Genomic DNA, 20797 nt, shown 5'->3' on the forward strand with positions numbered 1-20797 from the left:
CGGAAGGGCCGCGGGCGGAGGGGTTTCAGGCGGAGCGGCCGAAGCCGATCGTCGGTACGGCACGGCGCAGCGGCCACGGCCGGGTGGGCGCGGGCAGCAGCGTCTCCAGGAACGCGTACCGGCGCAGGGCCGTCGGGTCCTGGTCGTCACAGCCCTGGACGTACTGCCACCACGCGGCGATCTCGGACCAGCCCGGCGCGGAGAGCGAGCCGCCGAACTCCTGCACCGACAGGGCGGCGGTCAGCCCGGCGAAGGCAAGGCGGTCGGCGAGCGGCCAGCCCGCGAGCGTACCGGTGACGAAACCGGCCACGAACACGTCACCGGCCCCGGTCGGGTCGAGCGCCTCCACCTCGATGGCGGGGACCTGGGCGCTCTCGCCGGTCCCGCCGTCCACGGCGTACGCGCCCTCCGCGCCGAGAGTGACGACGGCGAGCGGAACCCGCTCGGCCAGGGCGTGGGCGGCGGCGCGGGGGCAGTCGGTGCGGGTGTAGCGCATCGCCTCTTCGGCATTGGGCAGGAAGGCCTCGCAGTGTTCCAGGTCGGCGAGGTCGTCCGGGTCCCAGCGGCCGCTCTCGTCCCAGCCCACGTCGGCGAAGACGCGGGTGCCCTTGCGGGCGGCCTGGGCGATCCACTCGTCGCGACCGGGCGTGAGAGAGGCGATGGCGGCCCTGGCGGGCGGCGGGCAGTCGGGCGCGGGCTCGGGCGGCGGGGCCTCGTGCCCGTGGGAGACCATCGTGCGCTCGCCCTCGTACGCCATGGAGACGGTGACGGGCGAGTGCCAGCCGGGCACGGTGCGGGAAAGCGTGAGGTCGATGCCCTCGCCCTGTGCGAGGGCGTCCCAGCAGTACTCGCCGTAGTGGTCGTCCCCGAACGCGGCGGCGAGGGAGGTACGCAGCCCGAGCCGGGCCAGGGCGGTGGCCATATTGGCGACACCACCGGGGCTGGAGCCCATGCCACGGGCCCAGGACTCGGTACCGCGGACGGGCGCGGAGTCGAGGCCGGTGAAGATGATGTCGAGGAAGACACTGCCGGTGAGATAGACGTCGCAGTCCGGATCGGCTGGTGTCCGGAGCGCGGCGAGCGGGTCCAGGCAGGTGGCAGCGTGTTGCGGATACTCTCCGTGTCCAATGGTCACCGTGCCGCTCCCGGTACGTGGTGCAGATCAGGCCAGTCTGCCTGATGGGGGGCGGGGGGTCGCGGGTGCGGGCCGGGGCGTAGGAAGTTTCCCCCCGCCCCTTCCCGATTCTGTCCTCAACCGCCGGACGGGCTGGTGTGCGGCAGTCGCCGGGCGGGCGGCGTATGCAGCAACCGCCGGGCGGGCGGCGTGTGCGGCTACCAGCGGGGGACGGGCGGCGCGACCCAGCCGGGCTCGGCGATCCGCATCGCCGCGGCGTCGTCGCGTTCGCGCATCGTGCCGTCGTCTTCGAGCCAGCGCCGGTGCAGGAGCGCCAGCCGTTCGCGGTCGAGTTCGACACCGAGGCCCGGCAGGTCGCAGACGGCGAGGCGGCCGTCCTTGAACTCGAGGCGCTCGGTGATGACGTCCTCGGTCTGCCATGGGTAGTGGCTGTCGCAGGCGTAGTCCAGGTTGGGAACGACCGCGGCGACATGCGTCATCGCGGCGAGGCTTATACCGAGGTGGGTGTTGGAGTGCATGGACAGGCCGACCCCGTATGTCCGGCAGATCGCGGCCAGTTCACGGGTGTTGCGGAGCCCGCCCCAGTAGTGGTGGTCGGAGAGGACGACCTGAACGGCGCCGCGCGCGAAGGCCTCGGGGATCTCGGCGAAGGTCGTCACGCACATGTTCGTCGCGAGCGGAACGTCGGTGCCGGCCGCGACCTCGGCCATCCGGACCGTCGTGCTCGCCGGGTCCTCCAGGTACTCCAGTACGTCAGCGAGCTCCTCGGCGACCTTCAGCGAGGTCTCCACGGACCAGGCGCCGTTGGGGTCGAGCCGCAGCGGCCGCCCGGGGAACGCCTCCGCCAGCGCGCGGACCGCCGCGATCTCCTCCTCGGGCGTGAAGACGCCGCCCTTGAGCTTGAAGGAGGCGAAGCCGTACTCGCGGGCGAAACGCCGGGCCTGCGCGACGATGCCCGCCGGATCCACGGCCGCGTCCCAGTCGTCGGACTCGCCCGCGCCGCCGGGGTGTTCGGCCCAACGGTAGAAGAGGTACGCGCTGTAGTCGACGGCGTCGCGCACCTTGCCGCCGAGCAGCGCGTGCACGGGCAGGCCGAGGGCCTTGCCGAGCGCGTCGAGGCAGGCGACCTCGAAGCCGGAGACGATGGAGAGCCGCAGCTTCTCGGCGGTCTGCGCACCGCGAAGGCCGCCGACGTCGACGGCGTCCGCGCCGGTGGCCTCGGGGGAGTCGCCGCAGACCAGCGCCGCGAGCTGATGCAGCCCGTTCAGATCGCTGACCTGGCCGCCGGGCAGCACCTCCGCCAACGGCGTTGCCAGGTCGAGGTACTTGGTGTCGCCGTAGGTCTCGCCGACGCCGGTGCTGCCTCCTGCCGTGACCACCTCGACGATCAGCCGCGGGGTGTACGGCTGGTGCACGCCCTGTGTGTTGAGCAGCGGCGGGTCGGCGACGAGGATCGGGGTGAGCCGCACCTCGGTGATCGTCAGGTCGTTGCGTGCGTTCATGCGGTGGCTCCTACCAGGTCGAGTCCGGCTGCCAGCAGTGCTTCGAGATCCGCGAGGTCGTCGGGACCGGGTTCGGTGAGGGGTGCGCGTACCGGCCCTACGGGCCTTCCGTGCAGCCGGGCCGCCGTCTTGGCCAGTGACACGGCGCAACCGGGCACGGCCGCGGCCTGCCCCATGGTGTCTCCCTATGTAGATGGCGTACACGAATGAGAACGGAGATTAGATACGCGAACAGGGGTCGTCAATGGGCCCAGGTGCCCGGATGACGATCGGCGCATGTCGGAGACGGATTCGCAGACGGACCCGGAGCCGGAATCGGCGTCGGCGCCGACGCCGACGCCGACGCCGACGCCGCCGGCCGGCCGGCAGCATGCGCGAGGTGAAGTCGGCGGGCCGCTGAACTCGGGTGAACCGCGGGTGTCGTGCGGCTATCTCGACAAAACCGATGGCAGTCCGGCCCACGCCCTCGGTACGGTCCGCGCATGGCTACTACGCCCCGTGTTTCTTAGCTCGGACACCAGCTTCGACGTCATCCTTGTGTCCTTGCGCCGTTACGGAGCGTAACTTCAGTGAATTCTCTTCACGGTCCCGGCCTGTTCCGGAACCGGGACCTCTCGTTGCTGCTGAGCGGCCAGCTGGTCTCTGCCATCGGTGACCAGGCTCAGTTCATGGCCCTACCGCTGATCGTGCTGGCCCTCACCGGGTCGGCCACCCAAGCCGGGTTCGTACTCGGCCTCGGCACCCTTTCCTTCTTGGCGTTCGGGCTGATCGCCGGCGCTCTCGTCGACCGGTGGGACCGTAAGGCCACCATGATCTGGTGCGAGCTCGGCCGGACCGTGCTCACTGCCGGCGTCGCCGTCGCGCTGTGGCTGAACAGGCTCACAATGCCCCAGCTGTACGCGACAGCCGTGCTTGCCGGGATCCTGAGCACTCTTTTCCAGGTGGCGAACACTGCGGCGCTGCCCAACGTGGTCGGTCCGCGACAACTGTCCGCTGCGCTCGGCTACTCGCAGTCCGCCGCCAGCGCGGTGGGCATCTTCGGGGCCTCACTCGCCGGTGCGCTCTACGCCCTCGGACGGACCGTGCCGTTCGCCGTCAACGCGGTCTCCTTCGCAGTGTCCGCGGCGTCACTGCGCCTGATGCGCTCCCAGTTCCAGATGGACGGGCGGGTAGCGCGGACGAAGGCCCGGCTCACCAGCGAGATCCGCGAGGGGCTCGGCTGGCTCTGGCGCCAGCCGGTCATCCGCTTCCTCACTCTGGTATCGGCCGCTGACAAGGTGCGCTACGGCGCCGGGTACCTGTTGATCATCACCCTCGCCCGGCAGCTCGGCGCCTCCCCGCTGTGGGTCGGCGTCATCTTTAGCGGCGCGGCGGTCGGCGCGATGGTGGGGGCGCTGGTTTCGGACAGGGCCACGCGTCGCTTCCCGCTCGGACGGATCGCCGTGGTGATGTTGTGGTTGGAGGCGCTGATGTTCCCGCTGTACGCCCTCGCCCCCAACCCGCTGCTTTTGGCAGCGGTCGCGGCCGCCGAGTCGCTGGTCGCTCCGGTGTATGCGGTGGCCATGACCACTCACCAGCTGGCTATCACCCCCGATGAGTTGCGGGGTCGGGCGACGAGCGCGGTCTCGACGCTCACCACGGGAGCCTTGTCGGTCGGCACGCTCGCAGGGGGTGTGCTGATCGCCGCACTGGGGGCCAAGCCTCTGGTCTGGCTCTGCGGAGCGTGGCTGCTCGCCTTGGCTATCCTCACCACGGCCAACAGGGCCGTGCGACAGGCACCGCCAGCAGGCGCGATCCCGCAGCACAAGGCCACTGTCGCGGTCGAGGCCACGGACATGGCCGGTTAGCACTTGGGCTGCGGCCACCAATGATCCTCGGTGGGTACGAGGACCCAACGGATCAGCGGTGGCCGCTGGTCACGCCCGGCTCTCCAGCCGGGCTGCCGGAAGGGTGCGATCGGCGACCCGGAGGCGCAGCCCCCAGCGGCCCGATCCCGCCCGCTACTCAGGGCGTCCGACCTCGAAGTCGTACGCCTCGACCTCGGCGATCAGCCGCGCCCGCCGCTCCTCGTCGTCGTCCAGGAAGGACGCCAGGAACGAATTGCGGGCCAGCTCACGCAGCTGTTCCTCAGTGAGCCCCAGTGCCTCGTGCACCGCGTGGAAGGTGTCGCCGATGTAGCCGCCGAAGTACGCGGGGTCGTCGGAGTTGACCGTGCACAGCAGCCCCGCGTCCATCATCCGCCCCAGCGGGTGCTCCTCGAGGACGTCGACGGCCCGCAGCCGTACGTTCGACAGCGGGCAGAGCGTCAGCGGAACCCGCTCCCGTACCAACCGCTCGACCAGTTCCGCATCCTCCATGCAGCGCAGCCCGTGGTCGATACGCTCGACGCCCAGCACGTCCAGGGCCTCCCGGATATACGCCGGCGGGCCCTCCTCGCCCGCATGTGCCACCTTGCGCAGCCCGAGCGCGTCCGCCGCCTCGTACACCTCGCGGAACTTCGACGGCGGATGCCCGGCCTCCGCCGAGTCCAGGCCCACCCCCGCGATCCGGTGCAGATAGGGCTTCGCGGCATCGAGCGTCGCCATCGCCGACTCGGCGGACTCGTCCCGCAGGAAGCACATGATCAGCCGGGTGGAGACACCGTGCCGCTCCTCGCTGCGGTCGAGCGCGCGGGCCAGCCCGTCGATCACCGTGCCGATCGGGACACCGCGGGCGGTGTGCGCCTGCGGGTCGAAGAAGATCTCCGCGTGGCGCACGCCCTGCCCGGCGGCCCGCGCCAGATACGCGTCGGCGAGTTCGGCGAAGTCGTCCTCGGTGTGCAGGACGGACATCAGCCCGTAGTACAGATCGAGGAAGGACTGCAGGTCCTGGAAGAGGTAGGCGCGGCGCAGCTCTTCAGTGTCCTTGTACGGCAGTACGACGCTGTTGCGCGCGGCGAGCGCGAAGGCGAGCTCGGGCTCGAGGGTGCCTTCGATGTGCAGGTGCAGTTCGGCTTTAGGGAGGGGCATTGCCCCATCTTAGGCCGTTTCGTGCTCAGGTCCTTTTGGGAACGGGGATCCGCCACAGGTCCTGGGCGACGGTCAGCTCACCCTCGTAACCGGCGGCTCTGGCCTGCCGCTCGAACTCGTACGGGTCGCTGTAGCGCTGCGAGAAATGCGTCAGCACGAGATGCCGCACGCCCGCGTCGCGCGCCACGCGGGCCGCCTGGCCGGCGGTCAGGTGGCCGTGGTCCGACGCCAGTTGCTCGTCCTCGTCGAGGAAGGTGGACTCGATGACGAGCATGTCGCAGCCCTCGGCCAGCGCGTACACGCCGTCGCAGAGCCTGGTGTCCATGACGAAGGCGAAGCGCTGGCCCCTGCGTACCTCGCTCACGTCGTCGAGGGTGACACCGTCGAGCACGCCCTCGCGCTGCAGCCGGCCGACGCCCGGACCCTGGATGCCGTGCGCGGCCAGTCTCTCGGGCAGCATCCGGCGGCCGTCGGGCTCGGTGATCCGGTAGCCGTACGACTCGACGGGGTGCGAGAGCCTGTGGGCGTCGAGGGTGTACGCATCGGTCGTGGCCAGTACGGCGCTGTCGCCGCCCACCGGCTTCTGGTCCAGCGCCACCGTCTCGCGGTAGGCCGTGGCGTACCGCAGCCGTTCGAAGAAGCGCTGTCCGCTCGCCGGGTAGTGCGCGGTGACCGGGTGCGGGACCCGGTCGAGGTTGATCCGCTGGATCACGCCGGCGAGCCCGAGCGAGTGGTCGCCGTGGAAGTGCGTGACGCAGATCCGGTTGATGTCGTGCGCGGCGACACCGGCGCGCAGCATCTGGCGCTGGGTGCCCTCGCCGGGGTCGAAGAGGATGCCCTCGCCGTCCCAGCGCAGCAGATAGCCGTTGTGGTTGCGGTGCCGGGTGGGGACCTGGCTGGCGGTGCCGAGCACCACCAATTCACGTACGGACAAGTCGGTGTACCTGCTACCCGGGAGGCCACTCGAGGCCGCGGCCGCCCAGCAGATGCGCGTGCGCGTGGAAGACGGTCTGGCCCGCGCCCGCGCCGGTGTTGAAGACGATGCGGTATCCGGCGCCGTCGACCTTCTCCTCACCGGCGACCTCGCCGGCCTCCCGCAGCACATCGGCGGCGAGCTGCGGCGCCGCGGCGGCGAGGGTGGCGGCGTCGCGGTAGTGCGCCTTGGGGATGACCAGGATGTGCGTCGGGGCCTGGGGGTTGATGTCGCGGAAGGCGACGATGGTCTCCGTCTCCCGTACGACGGTGGCCGGCACCTCCCCCGCGACAATCTTGCAGAACAGGCAGTCAGCTTGCGGTTCTCCCGCCATGACCGGGGTCCTCCTCGCGTGTGGTCGGTACCGACGGCATCGTATAGCCCGCGTCCGGACAGGCCCGCCGCGGCGGGGTCAATGTGCCGGGCGCCCTTGCCCGTCCGCCACGACGGCCGGCTGTCACAACGGCCGGAACCCACGACTGCGCGAACCGACCGGCGGTCACGCACGGGAGCGACCGCCGGCGATCCGGGCGGCGCTCCGCGGCGCCAACCGGCCGTCACGCATTCCCCGGCAGGCCTCGCCGGCTCTGCCTATGGCAGGCTCGGCGCCGACTTCGCCGGATTCTCCGACAGGACCGCCAGCGCCATCCGGACCGCCTCGTCCAGCTGCGGGTCGCGGCCCGCCGCGTGGTCCTGTGGCGTCATGACGACCTCCACGTCCGGGTCCACGCCGTGGTTCTCCACACCCCACTCGTAACCCTCCAGCCAGAAGGCGTACTTCGGCTGCGTGACCAGTGTGCCGTCGACCAGGGAGTACCGGCTGTCGATGCCGACCACGCCGCCCCAGGTCCGCGTGCCCACCACGGGGCCGATGCCCAGCGCCTTGATCGCCGCGTTGACGATGTCGCCGTCCGAGCCCGAGAACTCGTTCGCCACGGCCACCACCGGGCCCCGCGGCGCGTCCTGCGGATAGCTCTGCGGCTGCATGCCGCGCGGCAGGTCCCAGCCCACGATGCGCCGCGCCAGCTTCTCCACCACGAGCTGCGACGTGTGGCCGCCGCGGTTCTCCCGCACGTCCACCACCAGGCCCTCCTTCGCGACCTCGACCCGCAGATCGCGGTGGATCTGGGCCCAGCCCGGCGCCTGCATGTCCGGCACGTGGAGATAGCCCAATCGGCCCCCGGACCGCTCGTGGACGTAACTACGCCGGTCGGCGACCCACGCGTGGTACCGCAGCGGCTCCTCGTCCGCGAGCGGGACGACCACCGCGTGCCGCGGATCGCCGCCGCCCGCCGGGGAGATGGTGAGCTCGACGGCCTTGCCCGCCGCGCCGACCAGCAGCGGCCCCGGCCCGGTGACCTCGTCCACCGGTCTTCCGTCCACCGCGAGAATCGCGTCCCCGGCGCGCACCGCGACGCCGGGCGCGGCGAGCGGTGAGCGGGCCTGCGGGTCGGAGGTCTCGGACGGCAGGATGCGGTCGACGCGCCAAGTACCGTCCGCGGAACGGGAGATGTCGGCGCCCAGCAGCCCCTGCCGCGCCGCGGCGCTGCCGTAGCCGCCCCGGGGCGTGACATACGCGTGCGAGGTGCCCAGTTCGCCCTGCACCTCCCAGAGCAGGTCCATCAGGTCGTCGTGCGTGGCCAGCCGGGAGAGGACCGGACGGTACCGCTCCAGTACGCCGTCCCAGTCGACGCCGCCGAGATCCGCGCGCCAGAAGTTGTCGCGCATCAGCCGCCCGGCCTCGTCGTACATCTGCCGCCACTCCGAGGCCGGGTCGACACTGCTGCGTACGCGGGCGAGATCGACGGTGATGTTGGTGTCGCTGTCCTCGTCGCGCGAGGGCCTGCGGTCACTCGGTACGACCTTCAGTTTGCCGTCCGCGTACAGCAGCACCCGCTTGCCGTCACCGCTGACGTCGAAGCTTGTGGCGTCCGGGACGAGTTCCTCGATGCGCTGCTGGACGAGGTCGTACCGCTCCAGCGCGGTCTTCGGCCCCGGGTCGTCGGGCGTGGCCCGGGTCGCGCCCAGGACACCGCGCATCGGATGGCTCAGCCACAGCAGTCCGTCCTTGGCGGCGCGCAGCGTGGAGTAGCGGCCCGCCTCGACGGGGAACGGCACTATCCGGTCGGCGAGTCCGTCGAGATCGATACGGGTGACGGGGGCGCCGCTCTCCTCACCGTCCTGCCGCTGGTCCCTGCCCCGATCGTCCTTGTCCGCTTCGAAGGCCCGGCCGTGGCGCTGCGGCCCGAACGGCGACGGGGTCGTGGCGGCCAGCGTGATCAGATGCGGGCGGCAGCCGCCGACGAAGGCCAGATCGAAGACATGCGTGTCGTAGACCGGGTCGAAGGCGCGCTCGGAGAGGAACGCCAGATGCTTGCCGTCGAGCGTGAACGCGGGCTGGAAGTCGCGGAAGCGCAGCGGGGTCGCCTCGGAGACGGACAGATCCGCGGTGTTGGCGAGCTTGAGCTGGCGCAGCGGGGACGGTCCCGGATGTGACCAGGCGAGCCAGCCCGAGTCGGGCGAGAAGACCAGGCCGGTGGCGTGGCCGTGCTCGCTGCGGTCGACCTCGCGGACCTCGCCGCTCTCCCGCTCGACGAGCAGTACCCGGCCGTCGTGCGAGGCGACCGCGGCACGGCTGCCGTCGGGCGCGACGGCAAGGCTGAGTACACGGCCGAGCCGGCCCGCACCCAGCCTGCGCGGTGTCGCCCCGGGCGCCGGGCCGACGGCCGGTGCGAACTCGAGGGCGTCGTCCCCCTCGGCGTCCGTCACCCAGACCACATGCTCCTCGCCGTCAGCCCGGAAGGTGCGCGGCAGCCTGGCCCGTACGCCGGGCTGCACGCCGAGCGCCCGCGCGGGACCTTCGCGGTGGGTGACCCAGTGGACGCCGCCACGGATCTCCACCGCGCTGCCGCGCCCGGTGTGGTCGGGGGCCGCGGTGCCGAGATGGCGGTCGGCCTTGACGGGGCGCGGCCGCAGATCGGTGCGCTGGCCGCCCAGGCGGATGTCGAGCCGGCGGGGCCCGTCGCTCTCGAGGCCGTCGAGCAGCCACAGTTCACCGGCGGCGGCGTACACGACCCGGGTGCCGTCGGTGGCGGCATGGCGGGCGTAGAAACCGTCGATCCCGGTGTGGCGGCGCAGCTGCGAACCGTCCGGCAGCGACGAATAGACGGCTCCGACGCCTTCGTGGTCGGAGAGGAAGGCAACGCGCTCCCCCACCCACAGCGGATACTCGACATTCCCGTCGAGGTCCTCGTGGAGGCGTACGAACTCGCCCTCGCCCGGCCGGTCGATCCACAACTTGCCCGCGGTGCCGCCCCGGTAGCGCTTCCAGGCGGCGGCCTCCCGCCCCATGGTGGCCGAGAGCAGCAGCGTGTGCCGGCCGAACGCCACATCACCGACCGGTCCGTACGGCAGGACGGTGGCGGGCCCGCCGTCGAGCGGCACGGCCCGCGCCCAGCTGCGGCGCAGCGAGGCCTGGCCGTACGTACTGATCGCGAGGACCTCGCCGTCCGGCGTCCAGCCGCGTACGGACGTCTTCCCGCTGCCCCAGTGCGTCAGCCGGTCCGAAGGACCGCCGTCGACGGGCGCGAGATGCACTTCGGGCGCGCCGTCACGGCGTGAGGACCAGGCGATGTGCGCGCCGTCGGGCGAGATCCTCGGATGGTCCACCGGTACGTTGTCGGCGCTGACGCGCCACGCCCGGCCGCCGTCGAGCGGCGCGACCCAGACGTCGTCCTCTGCGGTGAAGGCGATCAACTCGCCGTGGACATGCGGATACCGGAGGTAGGCAGGCTGCGTCACACCGTCACCCTAGGCAGGTGGCCGCCGCCCGGTCACGGCTTTCCGATCACTTGGCCTGGTCGGGTGTCGCGGTCACGGTGACCGTGACGGTGACGGTGACGGTGGGCCGCGGCGGGTCGCCCGGGCGGTGGGTGCCGGGCGGGGTGCGGGTGGGCGTGCGGGTCGGCGTGCCTGCGCAGTTGCCGAGGACGTCGGCCTGAAAAACGACCTTGCCATTGACCTTGGCGATGAGATCGCCGCGTACGCACTTCCCGGAACGCTCCTCCGTGACCTTGCCCTTGAGCGTGATGTCCTGGCCGGTACCGGTCTTGCCCTGGCAGTCGACGGTGGCCACGCTCGGGGCGGAGGGCGACGCGGACGCTGTGCCGGCCGCCTTGGGGCCGCCACCCAACGTCGCCGTACAGCTGAGCCACCGCACGTCGAAGCCCAGTCGCTCCAGCGTGCTGGTGCCCGTCCTGTCGGTGGTGACGGCGACGGCGACGGAACTCAGCCCGCCCGTCGGTTCACAGGCCGCAACGCCCACAACTGCCGCACCGGCAGCGCCGATTGCGGCAAGGGTGCGCCGGTGTCGTAATCGTCTCAAGCCCCGCATGGAGGGCAGGGTGTCACCGAGTGCCCGGAAGGAAAAGAGTGGTTGCGGCCACCTTTCCCCCGTACGGTCATGCAATGACCAGGAAGCTGATCCGGACGCGCCGGCTCGTCGTCGACGAGAACACCGTCTACATGTGGTCGGTCCGTCATAAGCACGCGCGCGCCGACGGGCGCAGTCCGGACTGCCGCACCACGCTCTCGCTGCGGCGCGAGGGAACGACGGCGCGCCTGGAGCTCGCCTTCCGGGCGAGCCCGGGCCGGATCATCGCCGAGGGCTACTGGGAATCGGGCTCGGTGGGCGACTCCGAGCGGAACTGGCTGAACCTCTACGAGCCGGGGTCCGCGCGGCGGCTTCTCGACGAGGCGACAGCGCGCGGGCTGCTGCCCACCGCGGCAGGCACGACCGAGGTCGACGGCTGGCCGCTGTTCGACGCGGTGGTGGCGGGCGGCACGGGCGACCAGGGCTCGGGCGTGTCCTAGCGAGGTAGCTGCCGCTTCAGGACCAGCGGCCGGTGCGGCCCAGCAGCAGCGCCGTGGCGGCCGTGCCCGCGGTCGACGTGCGCAGCACGCTGCGCCCGAGCCGGAACAGCTTCGCGCCCGCCTCGGCAAATGCCGCCAACTCCTCCGGCGACACGCCCCCTTCGGGCCCGACGACCAGCACGATCGAGCCCTCGGCGGGCAGCTCCGCGGTGGCCAGCGGCTCGGCGCCCTCCTCGTGCAGCACTGCCGCGAAGTCGGCTTCGGCCAGAAGTGAGGCAACCTGCTTGGTCGTTGCGGCGTCCGCGACCTCCGGGAAGCGGAGCCTGCGCGACTGTTTGCCCGCCTCGCGCGCGGTGGCCCGCCACTTGGCGAGGGCCTTGGCGCCCCGCTCGCCCCTCCACTGCGTGATGCAGCGGGCGGCGGCCCACGGCACCACGGCGTCCACGCCGGTCTCTGTCATGGTCTCGACGGCGAGTTCGCCGCGGTTGCCCTTGGGGAGGGCCTGAACGACGGTGATACGAGGCGTGGGTTCGGGCTCCGTCGGGAACTCGAAGGGCTCGACGATCAGCCGGTCCTTGCCCTCCGTCCGCAGCACCACACCGGCCGCGCCGCGCCCTCGCCCGTCCGTCAGCACAATGTCCTCACCGGACTGCAGCCGGCGTACGGAGACGGCGTGCCGTCCCTCGGGCCCGTCCAGGGTGAGGATCGCGCCAGGACCCACGCCCTCCAGCGAGTCGACGACAAATACAGGGGCGGTCATCACGCACCGCCCAGCGCCAGCGCGGCCCGCGCGGAATCCAGTTCGGCGGCAAGTACCTCGACGAGCTGACCGGCCGGCAGCTCGCGCGCCATCCGGTGGCCCTGTCCGGCCCAGAGAGCCATGCCCTGCGGGTCGCCCGCCTTGGCCGCGGCCTTGCGCAGGCTGCTCGTCAGATGGTGCACCTGGGGGTAGGCGGCGGGGGCGTACGGACCGTGTTCCCGCATGAAGCGGTTGACGAGGCCGCGGGCGGGCCGCCCGGAGAAGGCGCGGGTGAGTTCGGTGCGGACGAACAGCGGATTGGTCATGGCCTGCTTGTGCAGCACATTGGCGCCGGACTCGGGACAGACCAGGAACGCGGTGCCGAGCTGCGCGGCGCTCGCACCGGCCGCGAGTACGGCGGCGATCTGGCTGCCGCGCATCAGTCCGCCGGTGGCGACGACCGGCAGCTGCACGGTCTCGCGGACCAGCCCGATGAGCGAGAGCAGCCCGAGCCCGGAGCCGTCGGCGGCGGGGTCGTCCCGGTGTGTGCCCTGGTGGCCGCCGGCCTCAATGCCCTGCACACACACGGCGTCGGCACCGGCCCACTGCGCGGCCTGCGCCTCCTCGGGCGTGGTGACGGTGACCACGGTGAAGGTGCCGGCCTTCGCGAAGGAGTCGAGGACATCGCGGGTCGGACAGCCGAAGGTGAAGGAGACGGCGGGAACGGGGTCGTCGAGGAGGATCGCGAGCTTGGCCTCGTACCCGTCGTCCCGTCCGCTGTCGGGGTCACCGAGAGGCGTCTCGTACCAGGCGGCCTCACCGGCGAGCTGCTGCCGGTAGACGCCGACGGCGGCGGGGTCGGCGGTGTTGGGCTGCGGCATGAAGAGATTGACGCCGAAGGGCTGACCGGTGAGCCCGCGGATCTGTTTGACCTCCTGGTACATGCCGTCCGCCGTCTTGTACCCGGCGGCGAGGAAGCCGAGCCCACCTGCGTCGGAAACGGCGGCGGCGAGCTGCGGACAGGAGGCGCCGCCCGCCATGGGGGCCTGCACGATCGGATACCGGCAGAGATCGGTCAGTGCGGAGGACATGCAGGCATGGTGCCATGTTGCTCGCGCGCGACCGAATCGGGCCTTCCGGGTGTCCTCAATCGCCGGACGGGCTTAAAAATCAGCCCTTCCGGCGTTTGAGGAACGGGGCTTGCGGCGGAGCCCCAACAAGAGCACCGCCGGCGATTGAGGCGCGGGGGCCCGGGGCGAGCCCCGGAAACGGGCGCCCCGCACCCCCCAACGGCTACCGCCCGTTGAACGCGTCCTTCAGACGGGAGAACAGCCCCTGCTGCCCCGGCTGGAACTGCCCCGTCGGCCTCTCCTCGCCGCGCAGCTTCGCCAGATCCCGCAGCAGCCGTTCCTGGTCCGCGTCCAGCTTCGACGGCGTCATCACCTCGACGTGCACGATCAGGTCGCCGCGGCCGCCACCCCGCAGATGCGTGATGCCACGCCCGTGCAGCGGGATCGACTGGCCGGACTGTGTGCCCGGTCGGATGTCGACCTCCTCCATGCCGTCGAGCGTCTCCAGCGGGCACTTCGTGCCCAGCGCCGCCGCCGTCATCGGGATCGTCACCGTGCAGTGCAGATCGTCGCCACGCCGCTGGAAGACCGCGTGCGGCAGCTCGTGGATCTCGACGTACAGATCACCCGCCGGTCCGCCACCCGGGCCGACCTCGCCCTCGCCCGCGAGCTGGATGCGCGTGCCGTTGTCGACGCCCGCCGGGATCTTCACGGTCAGCGTCCGGCGCGAGCGGATACGGCCGTCACCGGCGCACTCCGGGCACGGCGTCGGCACGACCGTGCCGAAGCCCTGGCACTGCGGGCACGGCCGCGAGGTCATGACCTGGCCCAGGAAGGACCGCGTCACCTGCGAGACCTCACCGCGTCCGCGGCACATGTCGCAGGTCTGCGCCGAGGTCCCCGGCGCCGCGCCCTCACCCGAACACGTCGTACAGACGACAGCCGTGTCGACCTGGATGTCCTTCGTCGTGCCGAAGGCCGCTTCGTTGAGGTCGATCTCCAGCCGGATCATCGCGTCCTGGCCCCGTCGCGTACGCGACCTGGGGCCCCGCTGCGACGCCGTACCGAAGAACGCGTCCATGATGTCGGAGAAGTTGCCGAAGCCACCGGCTCCGAATCCGCCCGCGCCTCCGCCGCCCGCCTGGGACAACGGGTCTCCGCCGAGGTCGTAGACCTGCTTCTTCTGCGGGTCCGACAACACCTCGTACGCGGCGTTGATCTCCTTGAAGCGCTCCTGCGTCTTCGGGTCCGGATTCACATCCGGGTGGAGTTCACGCGCAAGCCGGCGGAAGGCCTTCTTGATCTCGTCCTGCGATGCGTCGCGGCGTACGCCGAGTACGGCGTAGTAGTCCGTGGCCACTTACGACTCCGCCAGGATCTGTCCGACGTAACGTGCCACTGCGCGTACCGCTCCCATCGTTCCGGGGTAGTCCATGCGGGTCGGTCCGACCACGCCGAGTTTGGCAACTGCCTCGTCGCCCGAACCGTAGCCGACCGCGACCACGGAAGTGGAGTTGAGGCCCTCGTGTGCGTTCTCATGACCGATACGTACGGTCATGCCCATGCCCGAGTCGTTGGCTTCGCCGAGCAGTTTGAGGAGCACCACATGCTCCTCGAGCGCTTCCAGCACCGGCCGGATGGTCAGCGGGAAGTCGTGCCCGAAGCGGGTGAGATTGGCCGTGCCGCCGATCACCAGCCGCTCCTCCGTCTCCTCGACCAGCGTCTCGAGCAGGGTCGCCAGCACCGTGGACACGGTGCCGCGGTCCTCCGTCTCGAAGGAGTCGGGCAGCTCCTGCACCAGGTGCGGCACATCCGAGAAGCGGCGCCCGACGACCCGGCTGTTGAGCCGGGCCCGCAGGTCGGCCAGCGAGGCCTCGCCGAACGGCGCGGGGCAGTCGATCATGCGCTGCTCGACCCGTCCGGTGTCGGTGATGAGCACGAGCATCAGCCGGGCGGGCGCGAGGGACAGGAGCTCCACATGCCGGACCGTGGACCGGGTCAGCGAGGGGTACTGGACGACGGCGACCTGCCGGGTCAGCTGCGCGAGCAGCCGTACCGTACGGCCCACGACGTCGTCCAGGTCGACGGCTCCGTCCAGGAAGTTCTGGATGGCGCGGCGCTCGGGCGACGACAGGGGCTTGACGCCCGCCAGCTTGTCGACGAAGAGCCGGTAGCCCTTGTCCGTCGGGATGCGGCCGGCGCTGGTGTGCGGCTGGGCGATGAACCCTTCCTCTTCCAGCACCGCCATGTCGTTACGGACAGTAGCCGGGGAGACACCGAGCTTGTGCCGCTCGGTGAGGGCCTTGGAGCCGACGGGCTCCTCGGTGCCGACATAGTCCTGGACGATGGCGCGCAGCACCTCGAGTCTGCGTTCGCTGAGCATTTGCGCACACCTCCAGCCGTGGTTCCTTGTGGTGACTGCTTGGCACTCGTCCTGTCCGAGTGCCAGCACTCCCCCGAGCCAGTGTACGGCTGTGGGGTACGCCCCTAGCAAGGGCCGTCCTGCAGGGCAGTCCTGCAATCGCGGCCGACCACGGTACCTCGCGACACCGCTGGTCCTTGCCGATAGCGTCGCGGTATGGACGTCAGTTGGGAAGACTTCGGCTGGGAGCGGTTGGCCGACGGGGTGGGGCGTCGGCGGCTGCCTGTCTGGGACGCGACCGTTGGACTGGTCGCCGGTGAGGACCGTGTCCTCATGTACGACACGGGTTCGACGCTCCGTGAGGGCGCCGAGCTCCGCACCCAGGCGCAGGCGCTGCTGGGCGGCCGCCGAGTGACGCATATCGCACTGAGTCATCCGCACTTCGACCATGTACTGGGGACCGCGGCGTTCTCCGGGGCCGAGGTGTTCGGCGCCGTCGGCGTCGACGATCTGATGAGGCGGGAGCGGGACGAGATCCGCGGCACGGCCGTACAGCACGGGGTTCCGGTGAAGGACGCCGCGGAGGCCACCGATCTGCTGGTACTGCCGCACCATCTGGTGTGTGGGGAGTGGACGCTCGAGCTGGGCGGCCGCCAGGTGCTGCTGGCCAATGTCGGACCCGGTCACTCGGGCCACGACCTGGCGCTGCTGGTGCCGGGTGAAGGCCCGGGCAGCCCGGAGGTGGTCTTCTGCGGAGATCTGGTGGAGGAGTCGGGCGAGCCGCAGGCGGGCCGGGACGCGATCCCGTCCCGCTGGCCGGCGGCGCTGGACCGGCTGCTGTCGCTGGGCGGCGAGGACGCGGTATATGTCCCCGGGCACGGGGCGGCGGTCGACGCGGCTTTTGTACGCGCACAGCGGGATTCGTTGGCGGAGCGCTTCGGCGTGTCGTAGCGTCGGCCAAATGCGCAGCTACAGCCCGGATCTGACGCCTCCTTGGAAGAAGCAGCAGCCGGCCCCGGAGGTCCCTGCCGAGTCCGACCTGGTCGTGGAGGAGGTCACGACGGGTTTCTGCGGTGCGGTGATCCGTACCGAGAAAACAGCGGAGGGCCCGACCGTCACGCTCGAAGACCGCTTCGGCAAGCACCGGGTGTTCCCGCTGGTCCCACGGGGCTTTCTGCTGGAGGGCCGGGTGGTCACCCTGGTCCGCCCCTCGGCGACGGCCCCGGCCCGCCCGGCACGTACGGCCTCCGGTTCGGTCGCGGTCCCGGGGGCACGGGCGAGGGTCGCGCGGGCGGGCCGTATCTACGTGGAAGGCCGCCACGACGCGGAGCTCGTCGAACGGGTCTGGGGTGACGATCTACGGATCGAGGGCGTGGTCGTGGAGTACCTGGAGGGCATCGACGACCTCCCGTCGATCGTCAAGGAGTTCGCGCCGGGCCCGGACGCGCGCCTCGGGGTGCTGGTGGACCATCTGGTCCCCGGCTCGAAGGAGTCCCGTATCGCGTCCCAGGTCTCCAGCGACCACGCCTTGATCGTGGGCCACCCGTACATCGATGTGTGGGAGGCGGTGAAGCCGTCCTCGGTGGGCATCCGGGCGTGGCCGTCGGTGCCGCGCGGCCAGGACTGGAAGACGGGAGTCTGCCGCGCACTGGGCTGGCCGGAGAACACGGGAGCGGCGTGGCAGCGGATTCTGGGCAGTGTCCGGAGCTACAAGGACCTGGAACCCGAGCTTCTGGGCTCGGTGGAGCACCTGATCGACTTCGTGACGGCGCCGCCCGCCTGAGCGGCGTCAGTCCACCAGGTCGCGTACCACCGCGTCCGCCAGCAAGCGGCCCCGCAGCGTCAGTACGGCCCGTCCCTCCTTGTACGGCCCCGGCTCCAGCAGGCCGTCCGACAGGGCCCGGCCCGCCGCCGCCAGGCCCGCCGGGCGCAGGAGCTCCAGCTCGCAGCCTTCCCGGAGCCGGAGCTCCAGCAGGATCCGCTCCACCCGGCGGTCCTCCGCCGGGAGGAGCTCGCGGCCCGCGCCCGGCGAGCGGCCCTCCGCCAGCGCCGCCGCGTACGCGCCCGGGTGCTTCACATTCCACCAGCGCACTCCGCCCACATGGCTGTGGGCTCCGGGGCCCGCGCCCCACCAGTCCGCGCCGCGCCAGTACAGCTCGTTGTGCAGGCACCGGCCCGCCTCGGTCGTGGCCCAGTTGGAGACCTCGTACCAGTCGAAGCCCGCGTCCCCTAGCACCGAGTCCGCGATCAGATACCGGTCCGCGTGGACGTCGTCGTCGGTCATCGGGACCTCGCCGCGGCGGATCCGCCGCGCAAGCTGCGTGCCTTCCTCGACGATCAGTGCGTACGCCGAGATGTGATCCGGACCCGCGCCCACCGCGGCCGCCAGGGAGGCGCGCCAGTCGTCGTCGCTCTCGCCGGGGGTGCCGTAGATCAGGTCGAGGTTCACATGGTCGAAGCCCGCAGCCCGCGCCTCCGCGACGCACGCCTCCGGGCGGCCCGGCGTATGCGTACGGTCCAGCACCTTCAGCACATGCTGCCGCGCGCTCTGCATCCCGAAGGAGATCCGGTTGAAGCCGCCCTCCCGCAGCTCGGCGAGATACGCCGGGTCCACCGACTCCGGGTTCGCCTCGGTCGTGATCTCCGCACCGTCCGCGAGCCCGAACTCCTCGCGCACCGCGTCCAGCATCCGGACCAGATCCGAGGCCGCGAGCAGCGTCGGCGTACCGCCTCCGACGAACACCGTCCGCACCTGCCGCGGGTCGTCGCCCAGCACCTTGCGGGCGAGGCGGACCTCCTCCGCGACCATCGCGGCGTAGTTGTCCCGGGAGGCGAGCACGCCGCCCGAGCCGCGCAGCTCGGTCGCCGTGTAGGTGTTGAAGTCGCAGTAGCCGCAGCGCGTCGCGCAGTACGGCACATGCAGATAGAAGGCGAGCGGCCGGTCCCCGGCGCCCGTCAGGGCGGACGCGGGCAGCGACCCGTCCTCGGGCATGGGCTCACCATCGGGCAGTACGGAAGGCATGCCCCCCATTGTCCGTCACCTCGCGGGTGCCCCGGGACGGCCACCGCACCGGGTGCCGGGTCGGCCACCGCGCCGGGTGCCGGGACGGCCATCCCGCCGGCTACCGGGACGGCTACCGCGCCTGGAGCACCAGCAGCGCCAGATCGTCCTCCGGCGGCGTCTCCCCGAACTCGTACACCACCTGCTTGATCCGCTCCGCGACCCCTTGCGCGGTCAGGCCCGCGCAGCCGGCGAGCACCCGCGCGAGCCCGTCCTCGTCGTCGAACATCCGCGACCCCGAGCGCCGCTCCGTCACCCCGTCCGTGACGCAGAGCAGGGTGTCGCCGGGCTCCAGGTCGAAGGTCTGGCTCTGGTACGCGACGTCCTCGACGACCCCGAGCAGCACCTGCGACTCGGCCGCCGTGAGCACCCGGCCGTCGGGCCGCAGCAGCAGCGGCAGCGGATGCCCGGCGCTCGCCAGGGTGCAGCGCACACCTCCGCCGACCCGGGGCGAGGGCACGAGCTCGCCGTAGAGCAGGGACAGGAACCGCGCCTGCGGACCCTCCGGCACGCCCTGACCGCCCGCTGCCGCGACCATCAGCGCGGCCGATTCCGCCGCCTCCATCGCATCGTCGAGGAGCAGTCCGTTGAGCCGGTCCAGCACCTGGCCGACCTGGTAACCCTCGCGGGCCAGCAGCCGCAGCCAGGGCCGGGCGAGGCCGGTGACGACCGCGGCCTCGGGTCCGCTGCCCTGGACGTCACCGAGCATGAAGCACCAGCGGCCGCCGGAGCCGGCCGGGAAGATGTCGTAGAAGTCGCCGCCCGCGACGCCGTCGTCGCTGGGCTCGTACACCAGGAACCGGTCGACGCCCGGGATCTGCCCGACCTTGCCGGGGAGCAGACCGCGCTGCAGAACCCGGCTGATGGTGGCCTGCCGGGTGTACTGGCGGGCCGCGCTGATCGCGAGAGCCACCCGGCGCGCGAAGTCCGCGATCAGCGCGGTCGCTTCGTCGGGTACGCGTGCGAGGCCGTACCGCGCGATCAGCAGGGTGCCGAGCCCGCGTCCGCCCGCGACGAGGCGGTATGCGACGGCCGTGCCCTCATCGGCGCCCGGTTGGCCGTCACCGGGCCAGCGGATGGGTACGGGGCCGTTGCCCGCGGTCTCGGGCAGCAGCAGCGGCGGCTCCTTGTCCAGGGTCTCGCGCAGCTGCTCCGTAAGGGACTCGTCGCTGTGCCAGACCCGGGCGAGCCGCTGCGCGGTCCCCGCTCCGCCGCCCGTGCCCCAGCCCGATCCCGGCCGTCCCGACTCGCTGTCCAGCCAGATCGCGCACCAGTCGGCGAGCCTCGGCACCAGCAGCTGCCCGGCGAGCGCCGCGACCATGTCCTCGTCGAGCTGTCCGGCGAGCAGGTCGGAGGCCTCGGCGAGGAAGGAGAGGGCGCCCCGGCTGATCCAGTCGGAGTCCTCGCGCACGGTGCGCCGGGGCGAGGGGGCGAGGATCTCGGCGGCGCGCAGTCCGCGCTGCAGCGCGGGTTCGGCGCCGGGGAGCGGGCAGGTGTCCCAGCCGTCGACGGGGAGGCGGGCCCAGATGGTCTTCAGGCCGGGGCGGTAGGTGATGCCCCAGCGCTCGGCGAGGGCGGCGACGAGATGGAGGCCGCGGCCGTATTCGGGCGTGCCGCGTTCCTCGGGGCCGTGCGGTTCATTGCGTACGGCCCTGGCCGGGTGGTGGTCGGAGACTTCGAGTACGAGGGCGGCGGGCTCGCCGTCCGCCGACTCCTCCAGCCTGCAGAGGAGTTCGACGGTGGTGCCCGCGTGCACGACGGCGTTGGTCACGAGTTCGTTGACGATGAGTACGGCGTCGTCGGCGAGCCGGTCCGTACTGTGACTGCCCGGCGGGCAGCCCCCTGACCCGCGGCAGAAGGCGCAGGTGGCGAGCATGCCGAGGTTGGTCCAGTCGGCGATGGCGGCGCGCACGAAACGGCGCGCGGCGGACGGTGCGAGAGGGTTGCCGGGCAGGCTGGTGCGAGCGACTGAACGCGCGTCATCCCGAAGCGGGTACAACGGTGTTGTGCGGTGAACGGTCTCGCGCTGCATCGGAAGGGACCCCACTGTGCGGCTCCTGGTCGGTTCTGGCAAT

Annotated in this window: 18 protein-coding genes and 1 pseudogene; 5 read left to right on the forward strand and 14 right to left on the reverse strand. The window is 71.6% G+C overall.

Features of this window, described 5'->3' with window-relative positions; genetic code table 11:
* Positions 1 to 25 precede the first annotated feature (25 nt).
* The 3 genes and pseudogenes from ACFYXH_RS07260 to ACFYXH_RS07270 form a co-directional block, all read right to left on the reverse strand.
* On the reverse strand, positions 26 to 1135 hold the full coding sequence (locus ACFYXH_RS07260) for a carbohydrate kinase family protein (RefSeq protein ID WP_389561134.1): 1110 nt from the start codon (positions 1133 to 1135) through the stop codon (positions 26 to 28).
* A 197-nt stretch (positions 1136 to 1332) separates the two neighbouring features.
* A complete protein-coding gene (locus ACFYXH_RS07265) occupies positions 1333 to 2637 on the reverse strand; it encodes a glucarate dehydratase family protein (protein ID WP_389561135.1) in 1305 nt (434 codons plus the stop codon).
* A pseudogene (locus ACFYXH_RS07270) lies at positions 2634 to 2795 on the reverse strand (5-dehydro-4-deoxyglucarate dehydratase); the annotation flags it as partial. The gene ACFYXH_RS07265 and the pseudogene ACFYXH_RS07270, both read right to left, overlap by 4 nt.
* A 118-nt stretch (positions 2796 to 2913) precedes the next feature.
* Between ACFYXH_RS07270 and ACFYXH_RS07275 the strand changes: the two are divergent.
* Together ACFYXH_RS07275 and ACFYXH_RS07280 are read left to right on the forward strand one after the other, a co-directional pair.
* The gene (locus ACFYXH_RS07275; RefSeq protein ID WP_389561136.1) at positions 2914 to 3201 is read left to right on the forward strand and encodes a hypothetical protein; all 288 of its coding nucleotides are present in this window, start codon (positions 2914 to 2916) and stop codon (positions 3199 to 3201) included.
* A gap of 5 nt (positions 3202 to 3206) precedes the next feature.
* Positions 3207 to 4484 carry an MFS transporter gene (locus ACFYXH_RS07280; protein ID WP_389561137.1) on the forward strand — a complete coding sequence of 426 codons (1278 nt, stop codon included), beginning with the start codon at positions 3207 to 3209 and terminating at the stop codon, positions 4482 to 4484.
* Positions 4485 to 4637: 153 nt separating this feature from the next.
* Here the strand turns inward: ACFYXH_RS07280 and ACFYXH_RS07285 are convergent, their stop codons facing one another.
* The 5 genes from ACFYXH_RS07285 to ACFYXH_RS07305 form a co-directional block, all read right to left on the reverse strand.
* Positions 4638 to 5645 carry an adenosine deaminase gene (locus ACFYXH_RS07285; RefSeq protein ID WP_389561138.1) on the reverse strand — a complete coding sequence of 336 codons (1008 nt, stop codon included), beginning with the start codon at positions 5643 to 5645 and terminating at the stop codon, positions 4638 to 4640.
* Positions 5646 to 5670: 25 nt separating this feature from the next.
* Positions 5671 to 6579 (reverse strand): ribonuclease Z, encoded by a 909-nt coding sequence (locus ACFYXH_RS07290; RefSeq protein ID WP_389561139.1) that lies wholly within the window; start codon positions 6577 to 6579, stop codon positions 5671 to 5673.
* 13 nt (positions 6580 to 6592) lie between these two features.
* On the reverse strand, positions 6593 to 6952 hold the full coding sequence (locus ACFYXH_RS07295) for a histidine triad nucleotide-binding protein (RefSeq protein ID WP_362680898.1): 360 nt from the start codon (positions 6950 to 6952) through the stop codon (positions 6593 to 6595).
* A 257-nt stretch (positions 6953 to 7209) separates the two neighbouring features.
* On the reverse strand, positions 7210 to 10419 hold the full coding sequence (locus ACFYXH_RS07300) for a S41 family peptidase (RefSeq protein WP_389561140.1): 3210 nt from the start codon (positions 10417 to 10419) through the stop codon (positions 7210 to 7212).
* Between the two features lie 46 nt (positions 10420 to 10465).
* Positions 10466 to 11011 (reverse strand): hypothetical protein, encoded by a 546-nt coding sequence (locus ACFYXH_RS07305; RefSeq protein WP_389561141.1) that lies wholly within the window; start codon positions 11009 to 11011, stop codon positions 10466 to 10468.
* A gap of 74 nt (positions 11012 to 11085) precedes the next feature.
* On the opposite strand from ACFYXH_RS07305, the gene ACFYXH_RS07310 reads away from it, so the two are divergent.
* Complete coding sequence (locus tag ACFYXH_RS07310) at positions 11086 to 11490, forward strand: hypothetical protein (protein ID WP_389561142.1); 405 nt, start codon at positions 11086 to 11088, stop codon at positions 11488 to 11490.
* A 16-nt stretch (positions 11491 to 11506) separates the two neighbouring features.
* Here the strand turns inward: ACFYXH_RS07310 and ACFYXH_RS07315 are convergent, their stop codons facing one another.
* The 4 genes from ACFYXH_RS07315 to hrcA form a co-directional block, all read right to left on the reverse strand.
* A complete protein-coding gene (locus ACFYXH_RS07315) occupies positions 11507 to 12250 on the reverse strand; it encodes a 16S rRNA (uracil(1498)-N(3))-methyltransferase (RefSeq protein WP_389561143.1) in 744 nt (247 codons plus the stop codon).
* Positions 12250 to 13320, reverse strand: a complete 1071-nt coding sequence (locus ACFYXH_RS07320) for a nitronate monooxygenase (RefSeq protein WP_389561144.1) — start codon at positions 13318 to 13320, stop codon at positions 12250 to 12252. The genes ACFYXH_RS07315 and ACFYXH_RS07320 overlap by 1 nt, the downstream gene beginning before the upstream one ends.
* Before the next feature lie 202 nt (positions 13321 to 13522).
* Positions 13523 to 14659 carry a molecular chaperone DnaJ gene (gene dnaJ, locus ACFYXH_RS07325; protein ID WP_327323542.1) on the reverse strand — a complete coding sequence of 379 codons (1137 nt, stop codon included), beginning with the start codon at positions 14657 to 14659 and terminating at the stop codon, positions 13523 to 13525.
* On the reverse strand, positions 14660 to 15682 hold the full coding sequence (gene hrcA / locus ACFYXH_RS07330) for a heat-inducible transcriptional repressor HrcA (protein ID WP_389561145.1): 1023 nt from the start codon (positions 15680 to 15682) through the stop codon (positions 14660 to 14662).
* A gap of 195 nt (positions 15683 to 15877) precedes the next feature.
* Here hrcA and ACFYXH_RS07335 point away from each other — a divergent pair, with 195 nt between their 5' ends.
* Both ACFYXH_RS07335 and ACFYXH_RS07340 read left to right on the forward strand, forming a co-directional pair.
* Complete coding sequence (locus tag ACFYXH_RS07335; RefSeq protein ID WP_389561146.1) at positions 15878 to 16612, forward strand: MBL fold metallo-hydrolase; 735 nt, start codon at positions 15878 to 15880, stop codon at positions 16610 to 16612.
* A gap of 10 nt (positions 16613 to 16622) precedes the next feature.
* A complete protein-coding gene (locus tag ACFYXH_RS07340; protein WP_389561147.1) occupies positions 16623 to 17444 on the forward strand; it encodes a DUF3097 domain-containing protein in 822 nt (273 codons plus the stop codon).
* Positions 17445 to 17450: 6 nt separating this feature from the next.
* Here ACFYXH_RS07340 and hemW read toward each other — a convergent pair whose 3' ends face one another.
* Together hemW and ACFYXH_RS07350 are read right to left on the reverse strand one after the other, a co-directional pair.
* Positions 17451 to 18683, reverse strand: a complete 1233-nt coding sequence (hemW, locus tag ACFYXH_RS07345) for a radical SAM family heme chaperone HemW (protein WP_389561148.1) — start codon at positions 18681 to 18683, stop codon at positions 17451 to 17453.
* Positions 18684 to 18795: 112 nt separating this feature from the next.
* Entirely contained in the window at positions 18796 to 20754 is a 1959-nt protein-coding gene (locus ACFYXH_RS07350) for a SpoIIE family protein phosphatase (RefSeq protein WP_389561299.1), read from the reverse strand.
* Between the last annotated feature and the right edge of the window lie 43 nt (positions 20755 to 20797).

The organism is Streptomyces sp. NPDC002730 (assembly GCF_042888805.1).
GTDB lineage: Bacteria > Actinomycetota > Actinomycetes > Streptomycetales > Streptomycetaceae > Streptomyces.